This is a genomic window from Gordonia sp. PS3, from assembly GCF_041950545.1.
Lineage (GTDB): Bacteria > Actinomycetota > Actinomycetes > Mycobacteriales > Mycobacteriaceae > Gordonia > Gordonia sihwensis.
The window spans coordinates 1,797,866-1,821,012 of sequence record NZ_CP169524.1 but is presented as its reverse complement, the minus strand read 5'-3'; the positions used below and the strand labels follow the sequence as shown (position 1 = coordinate 1,821,012).

Below are 23,147 nucleotides of genomic sequence, written 5' to 3'. Positions count from 1 at the left end.
ACCCCGGTTCGTAGATACCGACCCAGCTCCGGCGTTAGCGCGCGGTGAGTTCGGCTGCCAGCGCGGTGACGCGGGCAGCGATGTCGTCGCGGACCAGGCGCATCCGTTCGATCCCGTCGATTCCGCGCTCGGACGGTTCGTCAGTGTCCCAGTTGATCAACCTGACCCCGGCGGGGGCATCGACCACGGCTTCTCGGCCGAGAGTGACCACCAGGTCGACGCGGGCGAGCAACTCGGGATCGATGGGCTTGGGAGTCTCGCCGGTGATGTCGATGCCGACCTCGGCCAGGCTCTCGGCAGACAGCCCGTTGACCGCGGTGCCGGGTTTGGTTCCGGCCGAGTGCACCTCGACGGCCTCGCCGACCGCCTTGCCCATCAGGCCGGCGGCCATCTGAGACTTGCCGCCGTTCTTCACACACACGAACAGCACACTCGGCGTGGCCGCGTTCTCGGTGATCGTCAGGTCGTCGGGCATCAGTTCATGCTCCTAGAAGAGTCCGCGGAAGCGGAGGTAGAGGACGGGGTGAGGGGGAAGCGTTTGCGTAGGGCAAGGGAGACATAGACCAGGCCGACCAGCACAGGGACCTCGATCAACGGACCGACCACGCCGGCGAGGGCTTGGCCGGAGGTCGCGCCGTAGGTGGCGATCGCGACGGCGATGGCGAGTTCGAAGTTGTTGCCTGCCGCGGTGAACGCAAGCGTGGTGGTGCGTTCGTAGCCCAGGCCCATAACCGCACCCAGGAGGTAGCCGCCGCCCCACATCACTGCGAAGTAGACCAACAGTGGCACGGCGATGCGGACGACGTCCCAGGGACGGGAGGTGATCTGTTCGCCCTGCAGGGCGAAGAGGATGACGATCGTGAACAGCAGTCCGTAGAGTGCCCACGGCCCGACCTTGGGCAGGAACTTCGCTTCGTACCAGTCGCGGCCCTTGGTCTTCTCGCCGATCCGGCGTGACAGGTATCCGGCGAGCAGCGGGATGCCGAGGAAGATCAGCACCGACTTGGCGATCTGCCACGGAGAGGTGCTGATGGTCGTCTGTTCCAGGCCCAGCCAGCCCGGCAGGATTGAGAGGTAGAACCAGCCCAGGACGGCGAACATCACCACCTGGAACACCGAGTTGAGCGCCACGAGGACGGCTGCTGCCTCACGATCGCCGCAGGCGAGGTCGTTCCAGATGATGACCATGGCGATGCACCGTGCGAGGCCGACGATGATCAGGCCGGTCCGGTACTCGGGTAGGTCGGGCAGGAAGATCCAGGCGAGGGCGAACATGAGCGCTGGGCCGAGCACCCAGTTCAGTAGCAGCGATCCCAGCAGTAGTTTGCGATCGCCGGTGACGGTGTCGAGGCGGTCGTAGCGCACCTTGGCCAGGACCGGGTACATCATTATCAACAGGCCCAAGGCGATAGGCAGTGAAACGCCGTCGACCTGGATCTTCTCCAACGCGGTGTTCAGTCCGGGGATCATCCGGCCCAGCAGCAGACCGGCGACCATGGCGACGCCGATCCACACCGGCAGGAACCGGTCCAGAGTCGAGAGCTTGCCGACGACCGGCTGATGCCCGGCCGTCGGGGTGGGGCTGGTCACGAGTGAACCTCCATCGAGCTGGCGAGCTCGCCGGACTGCAGGATCCCGGCGAGCGAGGACAGAACATCGGGGATAACGCGGTAGTACACCCACGACGCGCGGCGCTCAGACTCGAGCAAACCGGCGTTCTTGAGGACCTTCAGGTGATGGGAGATCGTCGGTTGCGAAACGTCGACGGCCGGGGAGATGTCACACACGCACGCCTCACCGCCCTCGTGGCTGGCGATCAAGCTGAACAGTCGCAACCGGATCGGGTCGGCGAGTGCTTTGAACACCACAGCAAGATCAACCGACTGCCGCTCCGAGAGGGGCTCACGCACCAACGGTGAGCACCGCACAGTGACATCGGTCAACGGAATCGAGTTCGACATACATCGATATTGACAGATATCGATACTGGTTGCAAGGGTGCATGCAGTCCACGTTCGAAACGGGACTGGTCGCCACCCCGGCATCGGGTGGCGACCAGCCTGGCAGCCCTAAGAGAAGGTCGCGTTCAGCAGCAGTTCGCCGCGGGAGTGCAGCATGCCGCGGACGTAGATTCGCCGACGGGGGCCGCGGCGGCGACCGGTTCGCCGTTGAAGGTCTCAGCGTCGGCCAACACGGTGTAGACCTCCCACCGCTCGGCGTCGGGAGCAGTGACCCACACCTTGTCCTGAGTGGCAAAGCAGCAGGTTGCTCCGATCTCCTCTTCGGTGAACAGCTTCTCTTCGGTGAATCGGGCGATCTCGGCGTGCACCTTCTCACTGGAATCGACCTCAACGCCGAGGTGATTGATGCTGCCGCCCTGGCCGGGATTCTCCAGCAGCACCAACTTCAGTGCGGGCTCAGTGACGGCGAAGTTGGCGTAGCCCGGCTTGACCTTCGCCGGGCCGACGCCGAACAGCTTGGTGTAGAAGGCGATCGACTGGTCGAGATCGTCGACGTTGAGGGCGAGTTGCACGCGTGACATGAGATCCTCCAAGGATTCGACATACATCAAAAGTGTTGCGACTCAAGTTCTAGACCAGAGTTTGACATATGTCAACGGATGGGTAGGTTGGGGTCATGCCCAAGACGCTCCCTGTGGTCGACATCAGTGCTCCGATCTGCTGTGCACCGATCTCCGCAGGTCCAATGGAAGCGGATGCGGCCCTAGAGCTGGCTCTCCGGCTCAAGGCGCTGGCCGATCCGGCGCGAATTCAGCTGGTCTCCATCCTCATGGGCGCCCGACCAGGTGCGATCAGCACCAGTGATCTCGCCGAGGCGCTCGCACTCTCGGCGGGTACGGTGAGCCACCACCTCGGTCAACTCAAAAAGGCGGGCCTAGTCAGCTCCGAGCGTCGAGGCGTGAACGTCCTGCATCGCGCCGAACCGGACTCGCTGGAAGCACTGAGAGGAGTGCTCGACACCTGCTGTTAGCCGGGGTGATCGGCATCGCGCCGCACGGCGTTAGCTGCGTAAGTCCGATACTGGCGTTCGACGGTGTAGTCGGGGAGCGACTCGGCGATGAGGTCGGCCAGTGTATCGCCTTCGTGAAGCCAGCCGGCGACGTCGAATCCGCGACGCCACGTGTGCTGGTCGTCGCTCGGTGCGTCGGCGAAGTTCGCCGTCCACGCGTCGAGCCACGTACGCAGCCGGACGACGACGGAGTCGGGAAACCCGAAGTTCGCGGGTGTCAGCAGTTCGGATCTCTCTTTTCTGGGCGAGTCGGGGAAACTCGAGCTATGCAAGTTGAGGTCCTGTATGTCGATGGATGCCCACATTGGAGGGAAGCTGCGGGTCGAGTTGAGGATGCTGCGGCGGCGTTGAATGTTGGAATCGACCTTCGTTTCAGGCTGATTTCGTCGGAGGTGGAGGCGGCGTCGTTCGCTGGATCTCCGACGATTCTTGTTGATGGACGTGATGCGTTCGAAGGTGCCGCTGGGGTTAATGATCTTGCGTGTCGCGTCTACCTCACTGACTCGGGTCTTGCTGGAGTGCCGACTGTCGAGCAGTTGGCGTTCGTGCTAACGGAGCGTAGTCATCGGTAGCGAATCTATGGTCGGCCGGGATGTTATGGGGCTGCCTCTATCTGGGTCGGGGTGTCCGAGTTGCGCGGAACTTGGCTAATAGTACGTTTTCTTGAACAGATGTTTCTGTGAGCGGCAACTTCTTGAGTTCGGGGAGTAGTTGGCCGGGTTTGATGAAGCGGTGCGGTGCGCCTTCGAGTCGGTGGAGAATGCGGGCCGGTGGGGTACTGAGGAGGTCGTAGCCGACCAGGACTCCTCCTGGTTTGAGCACTCGGACTGCTTCGGCTAGTGCTTGCTCCCAGTCGACGACGTGGTGGAGCATGATGAACGAGACGACCATGTCGAACTGGCCGTCGGCGAATGGTAAAGCAGTTGCGTCTGCAACCCGGGTGTGCGCGCGGTCACCGAAGGCGCGGAGGCGGTCTTGAGCGGCTGTGACCATTCGGGGGTCGAAGTCGGTGACGGTAATGGTTGTCGTCTGCGGTTCTGGGCTTGCCGCCAGAATATGGGCCGCCATAGCGCCACCGCCGCCGCCAATCTCGAGGAGGGCGCCGTTGGGCTGGACTCCTTGTAGAGCCCAAGGGAGCACCCACCGACTGGTCGCGGTCTCCCATGGTGCGCTTCGGCAGAACAGTGCTTCGACTTGTGACATCGACGGCATCGCGGATTGCTCCTTCGGGGTGCGGGTGAGGTGGGAGCTTCGATTCCACCGTGCCTGGACGCTATCATCGTCGTATGACGATGAATAGATGTTCGGTGATGGTGGGGACGGAGCTCGATCCTGCGGTCGCGTTGTTTCGGAGTTTGTCTGACGGGACCCGGCTAGCGATCGCGGCTCGATTGGCCCGCAGTGGTGAGGCTCGAGTGGCTGATCTGATGGCTGAGTTGGGTCTTGCTCAGTCGACAGTGTCCGCGCATGTTGCGTGCCTGCGGGACTGCGGATTGGTGGTGGGTCGGCCAGAGGGCAGGCAGGTGTTCTACCGTCTGGCGCGGCCGGAGCTTCTCGACCTGCTGGCGGCGGCTGAGACGGTGCTTGCTGCGACGGGCAGTGCCGTAGTGCTGTGTCCCAACTATGGGTTGGACAGTGCCTGCGATGGTGAGGCCACTGCCGGCGCGGTCGTTGAGGAGATCCGCGGTGTGGGGGGTGATCGACGATGAGTGATGCATGTGGATGTGGGCACGACGAGATCGGGGAGGATGAGCAGGCGCCTGGACATTGGTGGAACGTCCGAGAACTTCAGGCAGCTGCGGTTGCCGGATTGTTGTTGGTGGCCGCCTATCTCACTGGCTGGGCAGATGGTCCGAGGACGATCAGTACGACCCTGGAGTGGGGTGCTCTGCTAGTAGGCGCGGCGACGTTTGTCCCGTCGACACTGCGGCGGCTGGCATCGGGGAAGATCGGCGTTGGAACGCTGATGACGATCGCTGCGGTGGGTGCGGTGATTCTCGGTGAGGTCGGGGAAGCGGCGATGCTCGCGGTGTTGTTCTCGATTAGCGAGGGCCTTGAGGAGTACGCCGTTGGTCGTACTCGTCGGGGCCTGCGGGCGTTGTTGGATCTGGTCCCAGATTCGGCGATGGTGTTGAGGGCGGGCGTCCCGACAGCGGTGTCGCCGTCAGTTCTTCGTGTCGGGGATCAGATCCTGATCAAGCCGGGTGAGCGTATCGCCACTGATGGGCGCATAAGCGAGGGGCGATCGTCGCTGGATGTATCGGCGATTACTGGCGAATCGGTGCCGATTGAAGCGAATCCTGGGGACGTCGTGTTCGCGGGATCGATCAACGGCACTGGTGTGTTGGCCGTTGATGTCAGCGCTACTGCGGAGAACAATTCGCTGGCGAAGATTGTGCAGATTGTCGAGGCGGAGCAGTCTCGAAAAGGCGATGCGCAGCGGTTAGCTGACCGGATTGCTAAGCCGCTGGTTCCGGCAATCATGCTCATGGCCGCTGTGATCGCGGGTATCGGCGCAGTGTTTGGCGACCCGGCGACGTGGGTGGAACGAGCTCTTGTGGTGCTGGTGGCAGCCTCACCCTGTGCGCTGGCAATCTCGGTTCCGGTGACAGTGGTTGCTGCTATCGGCGCCGCCAGCAAGATTGGTGTGCTGGTCAAAGGTGGTGCGGCGTTGGAGTCTCTCGGCCGGGTCCGGATCGTGGCTGTTGACAAGACGGGAACGCTCACCGCGAACAAGCCGGTTGTTGTCGGTGTTGCTGTTGGCGGTCAGGCGAACGAGGTCGCGGGAGAACCCGGTGTGACCGGCGACGTTGGGCATTCGATTGAGCAGGCGCGAGTGCTCGCGGTTGCCGCGGCGCTGGAAGCTCACAGTGAACATCCTCTGGCTCGTGCGATCCTTGCAGCTGACGGTGGGGTGAGTAGGGCTGCGACTGATGTACAGGCGGTGCCAGGAGCGGGTCTGACCGGTCTGGTCGAGGGTCGCCCCGCTCGGCTTGGGCGGCCGGGTTGGATCGATGCGGGTGCTCTGGCCGACCGGGTCGCGGCCTTTCAAGCTGATGGTGCAACCGCGGTTCTCGTCGAGGAAGACCAACGTCTCCTCGGAGTCGTCGCGGTACGTGATGAGCTTCGCCCCGAAGCACGGGAGGTCATCACGCACATGCACGATTCTGGAAATGCCGTGGTGATGCTCACCGGTGACAATGCCGCGACGGCGACTGCTCTTGCACAGATCGCCGGGATCGACGATGTCCATGCGGATCTGCGTCCAGAAGACAAGGCACGAATCGTGTCCACGCTGCGCGGCGACGGATTCATCGCAATGGTCGGTGACGGGGTCAACGATGCTCCCGCACTGGCCACAGCTGACTTGGGAATCGCCATGGGCGCGATGGGTTCTGATGTCGCGATTGAAACCGCGGACGTGGCACTGATGGGCGAGGACCTGCGGGTGCTGCCTCAAGCGCTCGATCATGCTCGTCAGGCGCGGACCATCATGCTGCAAAATGTGGGGCTGTCCCTTGGTCTGATCGCCGTTCTCATCCCGCTCGCACTGTTCGGGTTGCTCGGGTTGGCCGCGGTGGTCGCTGTCCACGAACTCGGTGAGATCGTCGTCATCGCCAACGGCGTCCGTGCTGGGCGGGTCAAGAACCGCCTGACGATGGCCGATACCGCTGGAGCATCGGTAGCAGTCGGGGCGAACCGATGACCCCGTCTGGTCCGGCGGTGTCAGGCGGTAGGTCGGGATATGCCCGCCGCCTGGGGATGCTGCTGCTGGCCCTGACCTTCGTCATCGTTGACGTGGCCGCCAAGGCATGGGCAGTCGATGCACTTGACGGCACCCGAATAGAGGCCGGGCCGGTGGACCTGCAGTTAGCGTTCAATTCGGGCGCGGCCTTCTCCTTTGCCGCCACCGCTCCGGGGTGGGTACTGCTGGTCATTCCCGCCGCGGTCACGTGTGGAGTCGCGGTCCTCGGTTGGCGTACCGCAGACTCCCACGGACTGCTCTGGCGCGTCGCGATTGCCGCCGTCCTGGGCGGAGCGATCGCTAACATCATCGACCGCATACCGGACGGAAAAGTCACAGACTACCTACACACCGGCTGGTGGCCCACGTTCAATCTCGCCGACACGTTCATCGTCCTAGGCGCCCTCACCCTCGTCGTGTGCATCATTGTCGACCCACACGAATCACCATCGCAGAACGAGGGGCAGGTACCGGCTGAGGACCAGTGAGCTGGTGCGATGTTGTGCTGTCTCCGGACCGTGATGGTCCGGCCGACGTCACCGCAGTCGTCGACCGGCATACCGAGCCCACGTTTCGCCGGAGCGTTCAGCGTGAAGGAACGCAACCTGATGGCTGTAGCCCAATGCGTCGGCGACGACGGACGGAGGGCACTCGAGCACGAGGTCGTCGAGTGCGCTGTTGCGGGCACCGAGGTTGCTCATGCCGATCAGGCGCAGGCGATGCATGATCGTGTCGGGATGGAGATGATCTCCGGCATGCGTGCCGGGAAACAACCAGGGATTGCCGTGTCCACTGGTGCGTAGATTCGTGCGATGGGCGAGCACGTCGCGGACGAGTTGAGCGAACGGTTTGGGCACGTCGACGGGGTGCTTGCCGAAAGTGATCGCCATCGGATTGCCGTCGATGATCGATGATGTCTGCAGTCGGACAATGCTTTTCAGCGGCTGCGCATACAGCAGAATCAGGACCCCAGCGACTCTGTAAGGGAGAGTCTCACTGTCACCAGTGAGCAGTTCGCTGATCCAGGCGATCCGCTGGGCTTGAGTCAAGGATGGTGTCGTCTTCGGAGCCCGGTGGCCGAGCTGCACGGCGGTATTGAGTCTGTCTTGTTTGCAGATGACCAGGAACGTTCGGATCGTGTATCGCGTTGTCGGACCTGTTGCGATCCACTGGTCGACGTCGTGTTGCGTGCAGGTCTCGATCGTGCGTCCGTAGGTGGACCTCAGCCAGCTCAGGAACTTGACGGTCTCGGTGATCTCTTGTTTGGCCGATCGCACCGATGGCTGGGTATCGCCGCCGGCATCGGCGATTGCGCGAATCCGCCGCAGATGGTGCCACGTCGCGAAGTGGCGAGCGGGCCGGGCGACCTCGGTCGGCAGGTCGATCAGCTTGTCATCGATCCATTGTTCGAAGCGTGGCAGCCACCGGTCTCGGGGAGGCAGTAGGCCGTGGTATTCCATCAATGTCCGCAGATGTTCTGCTGCCCGACTGGGTAGGGTGTCTAAGCCTTCGTGCGTGGCGGCGATGGCGCCGGTTCCTAGCCCCTTGAGCAGTTCCTGGACTTTCGGTGACCGCTTCCAGATCATCGTCGACTCGGGTCGCTTAGCGACGCATAGCGCGTCGACGAGGCCGCTGAGGATTGGGTCGGACGGCGGCCCGCCCATGATCTCGTGTAGGTCGTCCCGGACGGCGCAGCGAGCGCATATCGTCCCGCGGTGGTGACCGGACTCCTCGCCGCAGCGGCTGCATCGAAAGTCGTCGACGATACCTGCGCACGGCCCGCACACCGGGGTGCCGTCGGGCAGGGGTGGTCCAGGTAGAAGTCGTTCGACGCCGCATACCGGGCATGTTCCGTGAGTGTGGATCGCGGTGAACCAGCAGGTGAAGCAGATTCGGCCTTCGGGCCAGTGTGCCTGCGTCCGGGTGGTCGATCTGCCGCACCGGTCGCAGACCCACGCTCCACTCGCCTGTCGCGGTCGGCCGCGTACTGGCCGATAGGGGACTAGGCCGTCAGGTTCCATCCTGTCTTCACCTCATTGCGTGGTGCTACTCGTCGAGGATGTTCGCGCGCCGCGGACGCACAGCGCGGTCCAGCCGCATGACGTTCGGGCCGGCATTGGCTGCTCGGTGGTGCTCGCGAGCATTGACGGCGGTGACTGTGAGAAGCGCGTCGGGGCCGCACCCGAAGATGTCACACAACGCCGACATCAACTGCAGCGACACCCGCTCAGGTCGCTGGTTGACCAGCCGATACACCTGGGGACGGGACAACGAGATGTCCCGTTCTGCGAGCAAGGGGATCAAGTCCGTGGTCGTGTTCATTCCGCGCGCAGCCATCAACTCCGCCAGCCGCCACGTGTAATCGACCTTGCGTTTCATTCGGCAGTTCCCTTCGTCGTGCTGTCCAACGCTTCTCTCACGGTCCGGTCCAACACCGATCTCAATGTCGACCGACGAAATTCGTCAGATGTGAACTGATAGATTCCCGTCGTCGAGGCGTGTTCGTGCCCCATCTGGTCCTGCACGAACCTGGGATCCCAGCCATCCTCGAGTAAATGCGTGGCGTACGACCGCCGAAACGAATGCAGATCGACGCCGTCGGGGATACCCAGATCAACACAGTAGCGGCGTACACGACGAAGAAGAGTCGACCCCACCACCAGCCCACCTCGTTCGCTGGAGAACAGATCAAGACTGTCGGGATCACCTCGGCCGTTGGCGATCCAGTCCTCGATGATCGGAGGCGTCCACCGCCACACCGTCAACACCGAACGGGGTTTCGGAGGTGACCCGTGGAACGCCTTCCCGTACCGGACCTTGCACACGCCGAACTTCCCGAACTCGCGAGCGTGGGGATTGCGGGCGAAGTCCACCAATTGCAGGTGCGTGAGCTCGTTAAACCGCAAGCCGTAGGCGTAGGCGACCTTCATCATCGCGGCGTCCCGGTAGGCCGCCTGCCAGCCCTTCCTGCTGGTCGTACCGATCCGAGCTACCTCATCGTCGGCGTACTCGAACAAGGCTTGAAGCTCGTCCTTGGTGTAAGGGCGCTTGCTCGCCCGCCCGTCGTACTCCTGGACGTGGCTCGCGGTGTTCCAGGCGGAAAAAACCTGGGCCGGGTACGCGTCGAACAGCTGCTCACAGACGCGGTCCCACCCGTAGTCAGGGTTGCTGATGTAGGAACAGAATGCCCGCAGTGTGCCGTGGTAGCCGCGCAACGTCGAGTGCATCACATGACGAACCGACCGAAGATCGGCGGAAAACTCCTCAACCATCGCCGGTGTCCAGTTCCACGGCTCCTCGTTCGAATGCTCGATGAACCTCTGCACGCAGCGCACTCGCCGATCGATTGTCGAGAACTGCAAGTTCCTGGACAGCTGCTGGTTCCGCCACCCGTCGAGCATCAGCTCGACGACACGCTCCTCCGGCCGCAGAAGCGGCACAGATTCAACCAGATGTACTCGGCCAACCTCATCGATTCGCATCGGAACCTCCACCAGAAACGGTTTCATCTGATGATTCAATGATGCATCCAATGAGACGGCAGGTCAATACCCGCAGGTCAAAACGACAACGAAATCGATCAAGACCGGGCAACTGCCCACGCGACTCATGGGGTCTCGCCGGAAGGCGGCTGGCCTAACCGGTACGTATCCGCTGGTCCCGACGCCATAGAATGAACGAAGCGCCCGGGCATGGGGGAGCCGCAGTGATTCATCTGTTGCAGTACGCAGGGTTCAACTTGACATAATGTATCTTATCGGCTCGGGTTCCATGTCCATATATGCAACTCGCCAGTCGACGACAGTTCAGCGCGTTTTGCACACAACTGGCAATTGTTGAGAAGTACTTAACCGATTGAGCTGGGTCTGCTTGTTGGAAACCTCAGCTTTCGGCAATCCTAGTTGGCCAGTTCGATCAAAGCAGTTGGCCAAAGCATGGTTCGCGGTCCCATAGTTTATCGTCACTGTGACGATGACCAGACGCGCGGGCCGCCGCACCTGGGCCGCTGCGCCGTCCTCGTGACCCGACCGCTCGTAGGTCTCAGGATTGGGTCGCGCGAGGGCAATACACGCTGCAATACTCCCGCCTCCACCACGATGCGAGCACCACTTCGCAGCGTCGTGGACCGTCCGGTTCGTTCTTGCCAAGGTGCATCGCTGAGGCCACACGACCGGTCACGCCGCCATTGACCCGCGAAGGCGGCTACCCGATACACACCGAACTCGCCCCGAACGCTTGCACGCCAGTTGCTGATTATTCCGTTGATGCTATATATCTCTCCCGGTATACTCGGAGGGTGGGAATCGAGCGGGGATCGACGTGGCAGATTGAGCTGAGTGAAGAGGTGCGCAGTTGGCTCGACGGGCTCACAGTGAAGGGACGGGCACAGGCGTTCCGGGCACTCGACCTCCTGGCCGTCGAAGGTGCCATGCTCCGAATGCCGCACAGTCGCAAGCTCGACGAGAATCTCTGGGAACTCCGGTTTCGCTGTGATCAAGTCAACCAGCGAATCGCCTACACCATCCAGCCTGAGCGCCGCGTGATCACGTTGACGACGTTCCGCAAGCAGCGCAACAACGAGCGCAAAGAAGTCCAGCGAGCCCGCAGTGTGCTGCGCCGCCGGGATCAGGAGAAGGAAGGGAAATCATGACCAACTACACCGAGTACAAGCAGGCGGCGCTCGCCGACCTCACCGCCGCCGAGCGTGAGGTCTACGACCAGGCATACGAAACCGCCGGAGTCGTGATGGAGCTAGCAGGAATCGCCTACCAGGCTCGAATCGACGCCGGACTCACCCAAGCCCAGCTCGCAGAACGGATGGGCACCACTCAAAGCTCCGTCGCCGCCGTCGAGAACGGTTCCCGCACTCCCACCGTCAACTTTCTCGAGCGCCTCGCCCGCGCCTGCGGCGCCCGCCTCACCGTCAGCATCGACGCCGCCTGACCTCGCCCCCGGTCATGCATCAGCAAGTGCTCGCCGCCTGGGGCCGCTTGGTGGATCATCCCTCTCGCACTTGCGGTCTATGCCAGTCGGACGGGTGTCGTCGCCACGATCGACTCCGTAAAGTGCTCGCCGCGTGCAGTTCAGCTCGAACCCAGCCTCCATCCTCGCCGACCAGGAAGTCGCCGATGGTGGTTGCGGCGATAGTTGGCCCCGCTGGTACTCGGGTCCCGAACCAACTCGCAGGTTCGATCTCTACCGGGTAATTCACGGCTCGCGACTTGAGGTCGGGAGACGCACCTTCGGAAGGCCACAACTCGATGGCGTGCTTCGAATCTTCTACAATTAGATTTCCGTCGAGAACGAATGATCGCTCTTGTATTCCCATAGAACGGTCAGGCGAACCACACGCGGATATCGCCCGGACTGGGGAGTCGACGTTGGCGGATGCCACCTTCGCTTGCGCACTGAGACCGAGAACTCGAACGAGTCGAGGTAGACGTACACTGAGTCCATCCAGACGGCAATGTTCTCATCTCTGTAGAGCGTGAGCTCGGTCCGGGCGTCGTAGGGCTTCACGTTTTCCGGGCATCTAGCCATTGGTTGCATCATTCGCGTTGTCGAGGAGGGCGCGGAGGTTTTCCGCCTCGTCTCTGATCTTTTCTCGCTCGAACCGGGTAAATTTACGCAACTGCATCGCCAGTACCGCGTCAGTTCCGACCTCGTCGGTTCCCAGCAGCCCCGCGACGGCCGTCCGTGCATCGTCGACCACTGTTGACGATGCGATGGCGGCGAGTACCTCCGTACGGCGGTCGAGAGCCAACGTGATCGCTTCCAGGATCGCCGAACGATCGATCGTCCGCTGTCTGTCGGAGATCACTTCCTCCACGTGCGGATTGCCCGGCCACGGCCAGGCGAATGCGCCATCGTCCACCGGACCGCTCGACAGGCTCGTCACGGTGAGCGAAGCCTCGCCCCGAGGACAGTCCGACAATCAAACCCGACCGGTCGTCGATCGTGATCGTGAGCCGCTCTCGCTCCGTGGCACCGGGTCGGCCTAGCAGGGTCGACCACGCCGGCCGCCCATCGCAGCGGACGGGCACCGGCGTGGTGAGTGCGATGACGTCTCGCGTCATCTGGTGGAGGACTCCGAATTGCCCCACGAGGTCGATCGGGCTTATGTGAGTCGTCAGCCACGGCATTCGGATACCGCGGCCGCTGAGTTCCACTGCCGCGCCGTTGCTGTCACGGTAGAACGTGCGGCGGCCATCGCTGATGTACTGGACCTCGCCGTCTCGCTCCACACGCCAACGTCCGGCTCCACCGGACCAGAAATCGAGGACGTCGGTGTCGTTCGGTGTCGTACTCGTCATGCGCCCGGCGACTGGCACCATCGCAGCCCCGATGTTCCGTCCGACGAGTTCGGGCCACGATGGTGTCATCACAGCACCTTAACTCCGACCCTCGGTTCTGTCGGGCTCGTCTGCGGCGACGGCCGGAACGGTCTCGGTGCCAACGCCGCGTCATTCGAACCTGACGCCCGTCATCTCTTGGGACACGGTCCAGAGTCGTGCCGCGTCGTCGGTGCGCAACGTCTTCCACAGATTCTGTCGGCCCGGCGGACCGCCGAGTCGGCCGGGCCACTGAGGACCGTACAAGCGGCCGCCGACCGCGTCGGGTGCGGTCGCCGCCATAAGCGCCGGAAGCTTGGCGCTCTCCACAGTGCCGACGATCAGGCTGTGCGCCGAGAGCCAGCGAATCATGCGCACCGAACGCGTATCCCGCCGGCGTCCGAGTTCCGGTCTGGCCGCGAGCAAGGCAGTGGGAGCGACACCGGGATGCGACACGTTGCTCGTGATACCCCATGACGCCGCGGAACTACGTCTATCGAGTTCGAGGCCGAACAGCGCACACGCGATCTTCGACTGACGGTAGGCACGCATTCCGTCGTACCCACGCTCCCAGTTCAGATCGGCCCAGTTGATGGTGCCCCTGCGAGCTGCGACGCTCGACTGCGTCGTCACGCGGGCGGACCCCGCGCGCAGCAGCGGCAGCAGACGTCCGACGAGTGCGAAGTGGCCCAGATGATTTGTTCCGAATTGCAGTTCGTTGCCGTCGGCGGTCACTTGCCGAGACGGCGGCGTCATGACTCCCGCATTGTTGATCAGCACATGAATCGGCTCGCCCTCCTCCATCAAGGCCGCGCCGAGCGCCGCGACGGAGTCGAGCGATGACAGTTCGAGCTCCCGCAGAGACACAGCCGCCGCCGGTACACGGGATCGAATCGTCGCTAAGGCGGCCGCACCTTTTCGCGGGTTGCGGACCGGCATGATCACTTCGGCGCCCGCGCCCGCCAATTCAGTGGCGATTCCGAGGCCCATTCCGTCACTCGCCCCGGTGACGACGGCTCGTCGCCCCGAGAGATCACCGATAGCGATGTCGTAACGTTCGCGATCCATGCCGATGACTCCTATTCAACCGCCGAGTGAGGCCAACACCCTCTGATTCGAGTCTGGCCGGCGGGAAGCCCGTTATCCACGGCATGACGATCCGTGGATAACCACGGCACGTCCGCGCCACAATGAAACACATGACCGATCGCGACGCACTCGGCGAGTTCCTGCGCACGCGCCGGGAAGCCCTCGCGCCCGAGGACGTCGGCCTGCCGCGCGGACGTCGCCGGCGCACCGCGGGCCTCCGGCGCGAGGAAGTTGCCGTTCTGTGCCACATGTCGGCCGACTACTACTCACGGCTCGAGCGCGCGCAGGGCCCGCAGCCGTCGGAGCAGATGACCGCGTCGATCGCGCTGGGCCTGCATCTCACCCGGGCGGAGCGCGATCACCTGTTCCGGCTCGCCGGACATCAACCGCCGCCGCGGGGCTCTTCCACCGATCACATCAGTCCCGGGATGCTGCGAATCTTCGATCGCCTGGCCGACACGCCGGCGGAGATCGTCGGAGAACTCGGTGAGACGCTGCGGCAGACTCCGCTGAGCGCGGCACTCGTCGGAGACCTCAGTGGACGTACCGGTCTCTCACGCAGCGCAGCATACCGATGGTTCACCGAGCCGGTGTCCCGGGAGCTCTATCCTCCCGACGACCACGACTTCTACTCGCGGATGTACGTCTCCAACCTGCGCGGCGTGGTGGCGGTTCGGGGACCGGAGTCACGAGCCGCACAGGTCTCCGACGAACTCCGGGCCCGCTGCGAGGAGTTCCGCAGGCTCTGGGAGCGTCACGAAGTCGGCGTCGCACCGCACGAGGTGAAACGCCTCCTGCATCCGGAAGTCGGATTGCTCGAACTCAATTGCCAGATTCTCCACGATCCCGTTCAGACACACTCACTTCTCGTCTACACCGCATCGCCGGGCAGCGAAAGCTACGACAAACTGGCCCTGCTGGCCGTCATCGGCCGGCACGATCGCGTCCCTCAAGCCGCCAGTCCCTCACCCGGCACGGGCTGAGACTCCCATCCCTCGGGAACGATGAGGACCGGGCAGTTGCCGCGATTCGTCAGCCCCTTGAACACCGCCCCGCTCAGACTGTGGTCGAGCATCGCTCCGAGTCCGTGATGAGGGCGTCCGACGACGATCATCGTCGCCCCGCACGACTGCGCCTCACTGGTGAGAACCTGGGCGGTCTCTCCGCGTGCGGTCGTGTAAGTCCAGTCGTCGGCGTCACGACCCAGGAGTTCGGCGACCACCCGCCGGTGCTCCTCGAGGTGCTGATCGGTTTCGACCTCGTAGTCGGGCTCGTCGGGATCGAACGGCAGGTCGCCGAAATCCACTACATGGACGACGCGGATCTGCGAATGCAGAGCACGCGCCAGCCGCGCCCCGAATACGACGGCCGCTTTGCTGTTCGCGTGGGCGTCGTAGCCAATGACAATGTTCACCTGTCGCTCCCCTCCTCGGTGGAGTCCCAGGGTCCATCAGCCGGGTCGGCGGTTCAGGCGGACGCTCTGGGCGTCGCCTCGGCAGGATCCATTGCCGCTACCACCATTCTACCCCGCTGATCTGGATCCAGCGGGTCCTCGACGTCTCCGCTCGTCGGACGACCGCGACAACCTCGATTTCTACGAAGGGAACGGATCGTCCTGAACCCAGGCACTTCGAGTAAGCCAAGGGAGCGAAGCGACACGGCGCATGGAGGGAACCCGTCGACGGGCCGGCGATCGTACGAAACCACTGACGGCGTAGTGCGTCGCCGTACCTGTCACCCGCGAGCCCAGAGGATCCGACTCGGGCTCGTCGCCTCGGTCGTCCGGCCCGTGTAGGTCCCGATCAGCTCGGCGGCGGACAGATCCTCCACGTCGTGGAAACGCAGATCGCGCAGCAGCGCGCCGAGGTCGTCACGGTCGTAGAAGTTGAACCACGGCTCGCCCACGGCGGCCACCCGCTCCGCCCGTGCCTGCATCCGTGCGCGTTGTGCGTCGTCGGTCGCCGGCTCGAGATAGTCGAGAATGACTTCCGTCGACGGTGTCTGGCCGGCGACGTACTCCAGCGTCGATCGCGCGGCCTCCGGTGTCAGGTAGTAGACCACGCCGAGCCAGACGAACACCGCCGCCGCGTCTCGCCGGAACCCGGCCGACGCCAGCGACTCCGCGAGATCGTCGGTTTCGAAGTCGACCGGAACGAGCGTCGTCGTCGCCGGCACGTCGATCTCCGCTTCAGCGAGCCGCTCCCGCTTCCATTCCTGGGTGGCCGGGTGATCGACCTCGAAGACGTGCAGGCCGGGATTCGTATTGCGGTACCCGAAGGTGTCGAGTCCCGCCCCCAGCACGACAACTTGACCGACACCCCGGGCTGCCGCGGCCGCGACCCGGTCCTCCGCGAATCGGGCGCGGGCCGCGAAGAACAATCGTCGCCGCCGATCGGTGGCCGCGACGGGCAGTCGCCCGTCCTCGGCCGCGCGGCTCAGTGCCTCGCCAGAGCTTCCGATCAGACGCACGGCGAAGGGATCGTCGAGGATCCGCGGGCTGTCGGCCACCTGGTGATAGGCGCGGGCGTATGCGGTCGCGAGTGCGGTTCTACTCGGTTCCTTCATCATGTTCCTCCGGTCTGCCGATCGCGTGGCCACGCGGTCACGTGACATCGGGCAGGCGGATCGGTGCCAACTCGGCGAACCTGTCCCCCGGCCCGGGATTGCGACGATCACACCGCCCACCGAGGTGGTGCATCACGCCCCACACGGCGTTGAGCGCGGTCTGCACCGCGCCCTCCGCCCATCCCGCCGTCCACGCGACGTCGTCGCCGGCGAGGAAGACACCGCGATGACCGGGCGCGAACCCCTCCTGGACGAAGTGCGTGAACAGCCGTTCCTGATAACGGTAGTGACCGGGCAGATTCGCGCGGAACGCACCCATGAAGTTCCGCTCCACCTCCCAGGAGATCGTGAGCGGTGGCGCGATCACATGACTGCGGATGTCGAGATCGGGATAGATCGACGACAACGAGTCGAGCATGAGATCCATCCGCTCGGAGGCGTCGAGCGGGATCAGCTTCAGCGAGTCGTCGGCCCACGTGTACGACAGGCAGATCACCGCGGGACCGTCGGAGGACTCCGGCTCCCCGCTCCCGGCGAGCGGACCGTCGAACAGGTACACGCCTCGGGGCATGCGATCGGTGAGCGTCATGCTCATCCGCGGATACCCGGTCGACGTATCCAGCTCACGCCAGAAGGGCCGGTCCACCAGCACGAACACTTTGCTGGAACCCATGTAGTGAGTCCGCTCGATGGCACTCCAATGCTCGGCGGCGAACAGTGACTCGTCGCATTTGACGGTGCTCAGAAGCAGCCACAGTGGCGCCGTGTACACCACCGCCGGATAGTCGGCGATGCCGCCGCCGGCATCGGTGACGGTGATCCGGTGGGGATGCGTGCGCCGCATCTCGACCGCGGCCGGGCGCGGGCGACCGCCGTTCAACGACGCCGGCGACGTGCCCGCCGGCCAGTGCGCGGCACCGGGAACCGCCGCCGACCACAACCGGACGGGCACCTGCTGCGCCCCGCCGACCACGCCCCGATGGTCCTCGTCGGCCGCCGTCGCGACCACCCGCAGCACCTCGAGGATCGAATTGGAGAAGTCGGTGTCCCACCCGCCGGTACCGAAACCCACTTGACCGAACAACTCTCGGTCCGCGAACGACCGCAGTTGTGCGGAGTCGACGAGGAAACGGTAGAAGGTGGTGTCGTCGTAGCGCTCCACGAGCGGGTGCCACAGCGCCGCCACGGCCGCGGCGTCCCGTGCCCGGATCGCCGATCGCAGCGCACCGAGGCCGGCGCCCGCCTCGAGTGCGGCCTCCCAGCCGCGGGCGACACGGCCGAACACCGGCGGCAGATCGTCCAGCGATCGCCCGTGAACGGTGACGCCCTTGAGGTCGATGACCGTGTCCGGCGTAGACGGCGCCAACGGATTCGGGAACGGCACAGTGCCCACGCCTGCTTCGTCGAAATAGCCGAACAGCGCGGTGGAGGACGGTGGAAACCGCATGGCGCCCAGCTCAGCGACCGCTCCGGGATGACCGTCGAACGACGCCGACCGCATACGGCCGCCGATCCGGTCGGGCTCGTACAGCACCGGCCGCAGGCCCATCCGAGTGAGCTCACGCGCCACGATGACGCCCGACAGCCCGCCGCCGATCACGGCGACCTGCGTCCCGAGGGCTTCTGCGGGAACCGCACCGATCCCGGCGGGGTGCGCACGGAAGAGGTCGTACGGGAAGGGGAAGTCGGGTCCGATCATCGACAGCGGGGTTCCGCCCTCCGGTGCGACCGGGATGCTCACCGCGATCGCCTCCCGGCGTCGTGCGGATCGGGACGCCGACGCGGATCGCTCGCCCCGTACAGGTCGGCGCGACGATCGCGCAGGTAGTGATTATGGCGGCGCGAACGCTCCAGACGCTCCGGCTCCAGATCCACCAGCAGCAGTTCGGCGCCCTCGCCGGCACGGGCCAGCTCGACGCCGTCCGGTGCGATCGCGCACGACCGACCGCAGTACCGGACGGCCGCACCGGCACCCTCGGCATCCGAGACCGCGCCCACCCGGTTCACGTAGGTGAGGAACATCTGATTCTCGATCGCCCGCGCCGGAACGAGCGTGGTGGCCACGTGATCGTCGGGCTGCGCGAGCGCTGTCGGCACCAGAAGCCAGTCGGTACCCGCGAGGGCGTGCGCACGCGCGGCCTCCGGGAACTCGACGTCGTAGCAGACGAGGATTCCGCAGGTCAGCCCGCCGAAGGCGAACTGCTCCACCAGCCGATCGCCCGCGGTGAACGGAGTGTCGTCGGGCGCGGAGCCGGCCGGCGTCCCGACAGCGGGCCGGTACAGGTGCGTCTTTCGGTAGTGCGCGCGCAGGGTGCCGTCGCGACCCACCACCGCCGCCGAGTCGAACACCTCGCCGCCGCGTCCGCGCTCGGCGTACCCGTAGGCGATCGCCAGGTCGCATGCGTGAGCGGTTTCGGTCATCAGCCGGCCGATCGGTCCGCGCCCGGTTCCCTCGGGCCGCGGCTCGGGCGCCAGGGGACTCCGGTATCCGGTGAGCGTCAGCTCGGAACAGACGAGGATGCTCGCGCCGGCCTCCTGCGCGGCGACGGCCACCGCGGCGACCTCCGACGACGCGGCCGGCAAGCCGGTCGACGCCGGACCCTGAAACAGTGCAGCTCGCATCGTGCGCCTCCCCCGCCGCCGCGTGAATGAGGACAGGTGGTGAACCGGCCGCCGCCGTGGCGGGGCTACTCGGCGGAGTCCGCGGGCTCCGCGGTCCGGCAGCACGTACGGCGAGTGCGCATCCCGCCCGACAGCGCCGCGTCGATGAGCAGACTGGTGCCGATACCCAGCATCCACGAATCCTTCGCGACCGGTATCCCCTGCTGTGTCGGTCGCAGCGACCCGTCCTCGTGCATCCCGGGCGTCCGCACGTACATCGTCAGCAAGCCGGAACTGAACGCGGTGAGCGCCGCGCCCGCCACCGCGGTCGGCACCCACGGCGCCAGCAGCGCCGATCCGACGCCGATCTCAGCGACGGCGAGCGCTTTGCCGAACAGTCCCGGCCGCACCTGCCGGACCGCCGGGAACGCGTTGGCCGCCATGCCTTGGAGACCGGCGGCTGCTTCGTCGTCGAGGGAGAGCTTCCCGATTCCCGAGTTGAGGATGAAGGCGCCGGTCGCGAGCCGCAACGGCAGTCGGCGCAGTCGGTCGGTGACGGTGGGTGCGGTGCTGGACGTGTCGTTCACTGGTGGCTCCTCGCTGCTGTTCGACGGCGATCTCTCTGTGGACGAGGCCACCTTCCATCTCACCAGAATCGGGAGGCGGGACGCGGCGCTTCCGGTGATCGGGTCGCGATGCCGAGCACACAGAGGACAATCAGGGCTGGACGATCAGGACTGGACAGTCGCGACGGGAGGTGGACGCGATGTCGGATTCAGCGAGTTCGCGTCCGGAGCACTCGGAGGCCGGAGAGCCGATCGGTCCGGTGGATTCGACGGTGATTCCGAGATTCGCCGGACCGACGACCTTCGCCAGACTCCCCCGACTCGATCAGGTGCCGCCGGAGGCCAGACGCGACGGCATCGCGATTCTCGGAGCGCCCTTCGACGCGGGGACGTCGTACCGGCCGGGCGCGCGGTTCGGGCCGGCGCACATCCGTGCCTCCTCGAAGCTGCTCCGGCCGTTCCACCCGGGACTGGGCGTATCGCCCTTCGACACGCTGCAGGTGGTGGACGCCGGCGACGCCACGCTGAATCCGTTCGACATCGCCTCAGCGCTCACCGAGCTCGACGCCGCGGTGTCGGAACTGCGCGCGCAAGACCTGCGGGTGATCACTCTCGGCGGCGACCACACCGTCGCGCTCCCGATTCTGCGGGCGGTGGCGCGCGACGTCGGCCCCGTGGCGGTGGTGCACTTCGACGCTCATCTGGACACGTGGGACACCTACTTCGGCGAGGCCTACACGCACGGCACACCGTTCCGCCGCGCGAGCGAGGAGGGCCTGATCGATGTGGACCGCTCCGTGCACATCGGGACCCGCGGCCCGCTGTACTCGCCACGAGATCTCGACGAGGACGCACGGCTCGGATTCCGGGTGATCGCCGCCGACGAGTACGAAGCCGGCGGCGTCGCCGCAGTGTCCGGTCTCCTGCTCGACCGCATCGGCGCGGGTCCGGTGTACGTCTCCGTGGACATCGACGTCCTCGATCCCGCGCACGCGCCGGGCACCGGAACGCCCGAAGCGGGTGGACTCACCTCGCGGGAACTGCTGTCCACCCTGCGTTCGCTCGCCGGTCTGGACGTGCTCGGTGCCGACGTCGTGGAGGTCGCGCCGGCCTACGACCACGCCGAGATCACCGGAATCGCCGCCGCGCACATCGTGTACGAACTGCTCGCCGTGATGGCCGCACGCGGCGCGTGACCCCGGCGCTCGGGTCCACTCGACGGGCACTACCCTGTCGGTGGTCCGAAGCCCGATCTCTTCCTCGAGGTGTTGACTCTGTCCGGAATGGCTGTCCCCGTCCTGATCGCGCTCGCAGTCATCGGATTCGTCGGCGGAGTGGGGATCACGGCGCTCGGACCGGGCGGAGTACTCCCGACCATCGGGCTCTTCGCGCTCACCGGTCTGGCGGCACCGACCGTCGCGGGGACCGCCATCGTCACACACGTGGCGACGGGTGTGGCGGGCACGGCGGCCTACCGGCGTTCGGGCGAGCTCCGCAGACCCGCGACGCGTCGCACCGCACTCGCGCTCGGCGGTACCGCGCTGATCGGCACGCCGATCGGAGTGTGGGTCAATTCCCTTGTGTCCCAACGGGTATTCGGTATCGTTCTAGCCGTCCTGGTGGCTGTGGCCGCGGTGTCGATCTGGGTGCGCGAGTATCTCGGGGCCGACGCCGCGAGCGACCGCCATCCGCACGTCGCCGTGGTGGCACTGCTCGGGTTCACCGTCGCGGTGTTCAGCGGCATCGTCGGGATCGGCGGTCCGATGCTCACCGTGCCGCTGCTGATCGCCTGCGGCGTCCGAGTGCTGGAGTCGCTCGCGGCCGCCCAGGTCCAGTCGATCGTCATCGCGGTCGTCGGGTCGGTCGGATACGCGGCGCAAGGGGCGATCGATTGGCCGCTCGCGGCCCTGATCGGCGTTCCCGAACTCGCGGGAGTGCTGGTGGGATGGCGCGTCGCGCAGGCCCTGCCGACGCGCGTGCTGAAGATGGCCCTGACGGCGGCCCTCCTCGCCCTCGCGCCCTACCTGGCACTGACCGCCTGATGCCGACAGGGCCAGTAATTGCATAATCAACTAATTCGGTAAGGTCGACGTATGAACTCTCCACGATGGCTCTCCGACGAGGAACAGGCGGCATGGCGCGCCTACCTCGACGCGACCCGGCTGTTGATGAATACGCTCGACCATCAGCTCGTCCGGGACGCACAGCTGTCGCTGACCGACTTCTCACTGCTCGTCGCCCTCTCCGAAGCGCCCGGCCGCCAACTGCGGATGAGCGGTGTCGCAGACGCTGTCGCCACGTCGCGAAGCACCGTCACCCGAGCGATGAACCGCCTGGTCGACAAGGGGTGGGTGGAGCGAATCCCGTGCGTCGACGACCGCCGCGGAGCCTGGGCGCATCTGACCCCCGCGGGTCTGGCCAAGCTGGTCGACGCCGCACCGGCGCACGTCGACGAAGTCCGCGAGACGATGATCGACGTGCTCAGTCCCGCCGAGTTGAACGTCCTGGCGACGAGTTTCCAGAAGATTCGCGACCGATTGAGCTGAGCCTCACCCGCGACTACCGTGCCGCCCGGGCACCCACGATCCGTAGCGCGACCTCCGCGTAGTCGTCGGCGAGATCGTCCGCGTCGGCGTGATTCCTGACGGGAAACCATCGGCTCACGTCGATCCCGAGGGACGTCAGGGCGAGTGTCACGGTCGAGACGTCACCGAAGGAGAACTCGCCCGAGGCGGCGCCGGCTTCGGCGATCTCGGTGAACACTCTCGTGGTCGCGCGTCGCAGACCGGCGATCAGTTCGAAGTGATCGTCGGTCAGCGCCCGCAGTTCGTACTGGATGACGCGAGCGATCGCCCGGTTCTCCGCATGCCACCTCACGAACGACGCGATGGCGGCCCGGAGCCGTTCGGTCGGCGACCGCGCCGGATCGTCCGCGGCGAGCAGCGCGTCCAGAACCGCCCGATGGCCTTCCATCGCTATCGCGAAGAGCAGCGACTCCTTGGTCTTGTAGTGGGGATACACCGCGCCGGGACTCATGCCGAGACTCGCAGCGATCTCACGGGTGGTGGCCAGGCCGTAGCCCTTCGCCGCGAACACCTCGCAGGCCGCCCGCCGGATCCGTGCGGCGGCTTTCGAACCCGGTACGCCGTCGGCCGGACCGGGTGCGGTGGCGGTCATCGAACTCTCCTGTCTCCGGTCGGGATTGACACGGCGCACACA

Annotated in this window: 27 protein-coding genes; 10 read left to right on the top strand and 17 right to left on the bottom strand. The window is 65.3% G+C overall.

What is annotated here, in order from left to right:
* Positions 1–34: 34 nt before the first annotated feature.
* The 4 genes from ACE11G_RS08435 to ACE11G_RS08420 all read right to left on the bottom strand — a co-directional run bounded on the left by ACE11G_RS08435 (position 35) and on the right by ACE11G_RS08420 (position 2,542).
* The gene (locus ACE11G_RS08435) at positions 35–475 is read right to left on the bottom strand and encodes a low molecular weight phosphatase family protein (RefSeq protein ID WP_005206752.1); all 441 of its coding nucleotides are present in this window, start codon (positions 473–475) and stop codon (positions 35–37) included.
* The gene (arsB, locus tag ACE11G_RS08430; protein ID WP_005206751.1) at positions 475–1,590 is read right to left on the bottom strand and encodes an ACR3 family arsenite efflux transporter; all 1,116 of its coding nucleotides are present in this window, start codon (positions 1,588–1,590) and stop codon (positions 475–477) included. The genes ACE11G_RS08435 and arsB overlap by 1 nt, the downstream gene beginning before the upstream one ends.
* The gene (locus ACE11G_RS08425) at positions 1,587–1,961 is read right to left on the bottom strand and encodes a metalloregulator ArsR/SmtB family transcription factor (RefSeq protein ID WP_085941944.1); all 375 of its coding nucleotides are present in this window, start codon (positions 1,959–1,961) and stop codon (positions 1,587–1,589) included. The genes arsB and ACE11G_RS08425 overlap by 4 nt, the downstream gene beginning before the upstream one ends.
* A gap of 125 nt (positions 1,962–2,086) precedes the next feature.
* A complete protein-coding gene (locus ACE11G_RS08420; protein ID WP_005206749.1) occupies positions 2,087–2,542 on the bottom strand; it encodes an ArsI/CadI family heavy metal resistance metalloenzyme in 456 nt (151 codons plus the stop codon).
* A gap of 95 nt (positions 2,543–2,637) precedes the next feature.
* Here ACE11G_RS08420 and ACE11G_RS08415 point away from each other — a divergent pair, with 95 nt between their 5' ends.
* A complete protein-coding gene (locus tag ACE11G_RS08415) occupies positions 2,638–2,991 on the top strand; it encodes an Rv2640c family ArsR-like transcriptional regulator (RefSeq protein WP_005206748.1) in 354 nt (117 codons plus the stop codon).
* Here ACE11G_RS08415 and ACE11G_RS08410 read toward each other — a convergent pair.
* Positions 2,988–3,302: a hypothetical protein gene (locus ACE11G_RS08410; protein WP_008376388.1), complete on the bottom strand. Its 315-nt coding sequence runs from the start codon at positions 3,300–3,302 to the stop codon at positions 2,988–2,990. The two genes, ACE11G_RS08415 and ACE11G_RS08410, sit on opposite strands and share 4 nt — an antisense overlap.
* A gap of 337 nt (positions 3,303–3,639) precedes the next feature.
* Complete coding sequence (locus tag ACE11G_RS08405; protein ID WP_009678412.1) at positions 3,640–4,242, bottom strand: class I SAM-dependent methyltransferase; 603 nt, start codon at positions 4,240–4,242, stop codon at positions 3,640–3,642.
* A 74-nt stretch (positions 4,243–4,316) separates the two neighbouring features.
* Between ACE11G_RS08405 and ACE11G_RS08400 the strand changes: the two genes are divergently transcribed.
* Genes ACE11G_RS08400 through lspA form a run of 3 tightly spaced genes read left to right on the top strand, consistent with a single transcriptional unit; the run spans position 4,317 to position 7,263 of the window.
* Positions 4,317–4,739, top strand: a complete 423-nt coding sequence (locus tag ACE11G_RS08400; RefSeq protein ID WP_039855988.1) for a helix-turn-helix transcriptional regulator — start codon at positions 4,317–4,319, stop codon at positions 4,737–4,739.
* Positions 4,736–6,736, top strand: coding sequence for a cation-translocating P-type ATPase (locus ACE11G_RS08395; RefSeq protein WP_040517713.1), 2,001 nt, complete (start codon positions 4,736–4,738; stop codon positions 6,734–6,736). The genes ACE11G_RS08400 and ACE11G_RS08395 overlap by 4 nt, the downstream gene beginning before the upstream one ends.
* Entirely contained in the window at positions 6,733–7,263 is a 531-nt protein-coding gene (gene lspA, locus ACE11G_RS08390; protein WP_040517706.1) for a signal peptidase II, read from the top strand. Before ACE11G_RS08395 ends, lspA begins: the two co-directional genes overlap by 4 nt.
* Positions 7,264–7,311: 48 nt before the next feature.
* Here lspA and ACE11G_RS08385 read toward each other — a convergent pair whose 3' ends face one another.
* The 3 genes from ACE11G_RS08385 to ACE11G_RS08375 all read right to left on the bottom strand — a co-directional run bounded on the left by ACE11G_RS08385 (position 7,312) and on the right by ACE11G_RS08375 (position 10,257).
* A complete protein-coding gene (locus ACE11G_RS08385) occupies positions 7,312–8,439 on the bottom strand; it encodes a hypothetical protein (RefSeq protein WP_040517705.1) in 1,128 nt (375 codons plus the stop codon).
* A 382-nt stretch (positions 8,440–8,821) separates the two neighbouring features.
* Positions 8,822–9,154 (bottom strand): helix-turn-helix transcriptional regulator, encoded by a 333-nt coding sequence (locus ACE11G_RS08380; protein WP_005203177.1) that lies wholly within the window; start codon positions 9,152–9,154, stop codon positions 8,822–8,824.
* Positions 9,151–10,257, bottom strand: coding sequence for a tyrosine-type recombinase/integrase (locus ACE11G_RS08375; RefSeq protein WP_375004115.1), 1,107 nt, complete (start codon positions 10,255–10,257; stop codon positions 9,151–9,153). Before ACE11G_RS08375 ends, ACE11G_RS08380 begins: the two co-directional genes overlap by 4 nt.
* Positions 10,258–11,072: 815 nt before the next feature.
* Between ACE11G_RS08375 and ACE11G_RS08370 the strand changes: the two genes are divergently transcribed.
* Positions 11,073–11,426, top strand: coding sequence for a type II toxin-antitoxin system RelE/ParE family toxin (locus ACE11G_RS08370; RefSeq protein ID WP_006895014.1), 354 nt, complete (start codon positions 11,073–11,075; stop codon positions 11,424–11,426).
* On the top strand, positions 11,423–11,719 hold the full coding sequence (locus tag ACE11G_RS08365; RefSeq protein WP_006895015.1) for a helix-turn-helix transcriptional regulator: 297 nt from the start codon (positions 11,423–11,425) through the stop codon (positions 11,717–11,719). The genes ACE11G_RS08370 and ACE11G_RS08365 overlap by 4 nt, the downstream gene beginning before the upstream one ends.
* A 589-nt stretch (positions 11,720–12,308) precedes the next feature.
* Here ACE11G_RS08365 and ACE11G_RS08360 read toward each other — a convergent pair.
* On the bottom strand, positions 12,309–12,674 hold the full coding sequence (locus ACE11G_RS08360; protein ID WP_039866843.1) for a hypothetical protein: 366 nt from the start codon (positions 12,672–12,674) through the stop codon (positions 12,309–12,311).
* A 565-nt stretch (positions 12,675–13,239) separates the two neighbouring features.
* Positions 13,240–14,175, bottom strand: a complete 936-nt coding sequence (locus ACE11G_RS08355; protein ID WP_006895018.1) for an SDR family oxidoreductase — start codon at positions 14,173–14,175, stop codon at positions 13,240–13,242.
* Between the two features lie 131 nt (positions 14,176–14,306).
* Between ACE11G_RS08355 and ACE11G_RS08350 the strand changes: the two genes are divergently transcribed.
* Positions 14,307–15,179, top strand: a complete 873-nt coding sequence (locus ACE11G_RS08350) for a helix-turn-helix transcriptional regulator (RefSeq protein ID WP_006895019.1) — start codon at positions 14,307–14,309, stop codon at positions 15,177–15,179.
* Here ACE11G_RS08350 and ACE11G_RS08345 read toward each other — a convergent pair.
* The 5 genes from ACE11G_RS08345 to ACE11G_RS08325 form a co-directional block, all read right to left on the bottom strand.
* A complete protein-coding gene (locus tag ACE11G_RS08345; RefSeq protein WP_006895020.1) occupies positions 15,146–15,610 on the bottom strand; it encodes a universal stress protein in 465 nt (154 codons plus the stop codon). The genes ACE11G_RS08350 and ACE11G_RS08345 overlap by 34 nt on opposite strands.
* Positions 15,611–15,930: 320 nt before the next feature.
* Complete coding sequence (locus ACE11G_RS08340) at positions 15,931–16,761, bottom strand: class I SAM-dependent methyltransferase (protein WP_006895021.1); 831 nt, start codon at positions 16,759–16,761, stop codon at positions 15,931–15,933.
* A gap of 37 nt (positions 16,762–16,798) precedes the next feature.
* Positions 16,799–18,502, bottom strand: coding sequence for an NAD(P)/FAD-dependent oxidoreductase (locus ACE11G_RS08335; protein WP_006895022.1), 1,704 nt, complete (start codon positions 18,500–18,502; stop codon positions 16,799–16,801).
* Positions 18,499–19,383, bottom strand: coding sequence for a nitrilase-related carbon-nitrogen hydrolase (locus ACE11G_RS08330; RefSeq protein WP_006895023.1), 885 nt, complete (start codon positions 19,381–19,383; stop codon positions 18,499–18,501). Before ACE11G_RS08330 ends, ACE11G_RS08335 begins: the two co-directional genes overlap by 4 nt.
* A gap of 65 nt (positions 19,384–19,448) precedes the next feature.
* Complete coding sequence (locus ACE11G_RS08325; RefSeq protein ID WP_006895024.1) at positions 19,449–19,949, bottom strand: hypothetical protein; 501 nt, start codon at positions 19,947–19,949, stop codon at positions 19,449–19,451.
* 179 nt (positions 19,950–20,128) lie between these two features.
* On the opposite strand from ACE11G_RS08325, the gene speB reads away from it, so the two are divergent.
* The 3 genes from speB to ACE11G_RS08310 all read left to right on the top strand — a co-directional run bounded on the left by speB (position 20,129) and on the right by ACE11G_RS08310 (position 22,474).
* Positions 20,129–21,124, top strand: a complete 996-nt coding sequence (speB, locus tag ACE11G_RS08320) for an agmatinase (protein WP_006895025.1) — start codon at positions 20,129–20,131, stop codon at positions 21,122–21,124.
* A gap of 87 nt (positions 21,125–21,211) precedes the next feature.
* Positions 21,212–21,970, top strand: a complete 759-nt coding sequence (locus ACE11G_RS08315; protein ID WP_199502569.1) for a sulfite exporter TauE/SafE family protein — start codon at positions 21,212–21,214, stop codon at positions 21,968–21,970.
* A gap of 51 nt (positions 21,971–22,021) precedes the next feature.
* Positions 22,022–22,474, top strand: a complete 453-nt coding sequence (locus tag ACE11G_RS08310; RefSeq protein ID WP_006895027.1) for a MarR family winged helix-turn-helix transcriptional regulator — start codon at positions 22,022–22,024, stop codon at positions 22,472–22,474.
* A 13-nt stretch (positions 22,475–22,487) separates the two neighbouring features.
* Here the strand turns inward: ACE11G_RS08310 and ACE11G_RS08305 are convergent, their stop codons facing one another.
* Positions 22,488–23,105 (bottom strand): TetR/AcrR family transcriptional regulator, encoded by a 618-nt coding sequence (locus tag ACE11G_RS08305; protein ID WP_222111429.1) that lies wholly within the window; start codon positions 23,103–23,105, stop codon positions 22,488–22,490.
* Between the last annotated feature and the right edge of the window lie 42 nt (positions 23,106–23,147).

What these genes read in the sequence shown, in the direction of transcription:
- ACE11G_RS08425 (WP_085941944.1), bottom strand. Translation starts at nt 1,961, where the DNA reads ATGTCGAACTCGATTCCGTTGACCGATGTCACTGTGCGGTGCTCACCG.
- ACE11G_RS08310 (WP_006895027.1), top strand. Translation starts at nt 22,022, where the DNA reads ATGAACTCTCCACGATGGCTCTCCGACGAGGAACAGGCGGCATGGCGC.
- ACE11G_RS08395 (WP_040517713.1), top strand. Translation starts at nt 4,736, where the DNA reads ATGAGTGATGCATGTGGATGTGGGCACGACGAGATCGGGGAGGATGAG.
- ACE11G_RS08340 (WP_006895021.1), bottom strand. Translation starts at nt 16,761, where the DNA reads ATGAAGGAACCGAGTAGAACCGCACTCGCGACCGCATACGCCCGCGCC.
- ACE11G_RS08315 (WP_199502569.1), top strand. Translation starts at nt 21,212, where the DNA reads ATGGCTGTCCCCGTCCTGATCGCGCTCGCAGTCATCGGATTCGTCGGC.
- speB (WP_006895025.1), top strand. Translation starts at nt 20,129, where the DNA reads ATGTCGGATTCAGCGAGTTCGCGTCCGGAGCACTCGGAGGCCGGAGAG.
- ACE11G_RS08365 (WP_006895015.1), top strand. Translation starts at nt 11,423, where the DNA reads ATGACCAACTACACCGAGTACAAGCAGGCGGCGCTCGCCGACCTCACC.
- ACE11G_RS08435 (WP_005206752.1), bottom strand. Translation starts at nt 475, where the DNA reads ATGCCCGACGACCTGACGATCACCGAGAACGCGGCCACGCCGAGTGTG.
- ACE11G_RS08375 (WP_375004115.1), bottom strand. Translation starts at nt 10,257, where the DNA reads ATGCGAATCGATGAGGTTGGCCGAGTACATCTGGTTGAATCTGTGCCG.
- ACE11G_RS08355 (WP_006895018.1), bottom strand. Translation starts at nt 14,175, where the DNA reads ATGGATCGCGAACGTTACGACATCGCTATCGGTGATCTCTCGGGGCGA.
- ACE11G_RS08415 (WP_005206748.1), top strand. Translation starts at nt 2,638, where the DNA reads ATGCCCAAGACGCTCCCTGTGGTCGACATCAGTGCTCCGATCTGCTGT.
- ACE11G_RS08380 (WP_005203177.1), bottom strand. Translation starts at nt 9,154, where the DNA reads ATGAAACGCAAGGTCGATTACACGTGGCGGCTGGCGGAGTTGATGGCT.
- ACE11G_RS08385 (WP_040517705.1), bottom strand. Translation starts at nt 8,439, where the DNA reads ATGGGCGGGCCGCCGTCCGACCCAATCCTCAGCGGCCTCGTCGACGCG.
- ACE11G_RS08330 (WP_006895023.1), bottom strand. Translation starts at nt 19,383, where the DNA reads ATGCGAGCTGCACTGTTTCAGGGTCCGGCGTCGACCGGCTTGCCGGCC.
- ACE11G_RS08305 (WP_222111429.1), bottom strand. Translation starts at nt 23,105, where the DNA reads ATGACCGCCACCGCACCCGGTCCGGCCGACGGCGTACCGGGTTCGAAA.
- lspA (WP_040517706.1), top strand. Translation starts at nt 6,733, where the DNA reads ATGACCCCGTCTGGTCCGGCGGTGTCAGGCGGTAGGTCGGGATATGCC.
- ACE11G_RS08400 (WP_039855988.1), top strand. Translation starts at nt 4,317, where the DNA reads ATGACGATGAATAGATGTTCGGTGATGGTGGGGACGGAGCTCGATCCT.
- ACE11G_RS08420 (WP_005206749.1), bottom strand. Translation starts at nt 2,542, where the DNA reads ATGTCACGCGTGCAACTCGCCCTCAACGTCGACGATCTCGACCAGTCG.
- ACE11G_RS08350 (WP_006895019.1), top strand. Translation starts at nt 14,307, where the DNA reads ATGACCGATCGCGACGCACTCGGCGAGTTCCTGCGCACGCGCCGGGAA.
- ACE11G_RS08405 (WP_009678412.1), bottom strand. Translation starts at nt 4,242, where the DNA reads ATGCCGTCGATGTCACAAGTCGAAGCACTGTTCTGCCGAAGCGCACCA.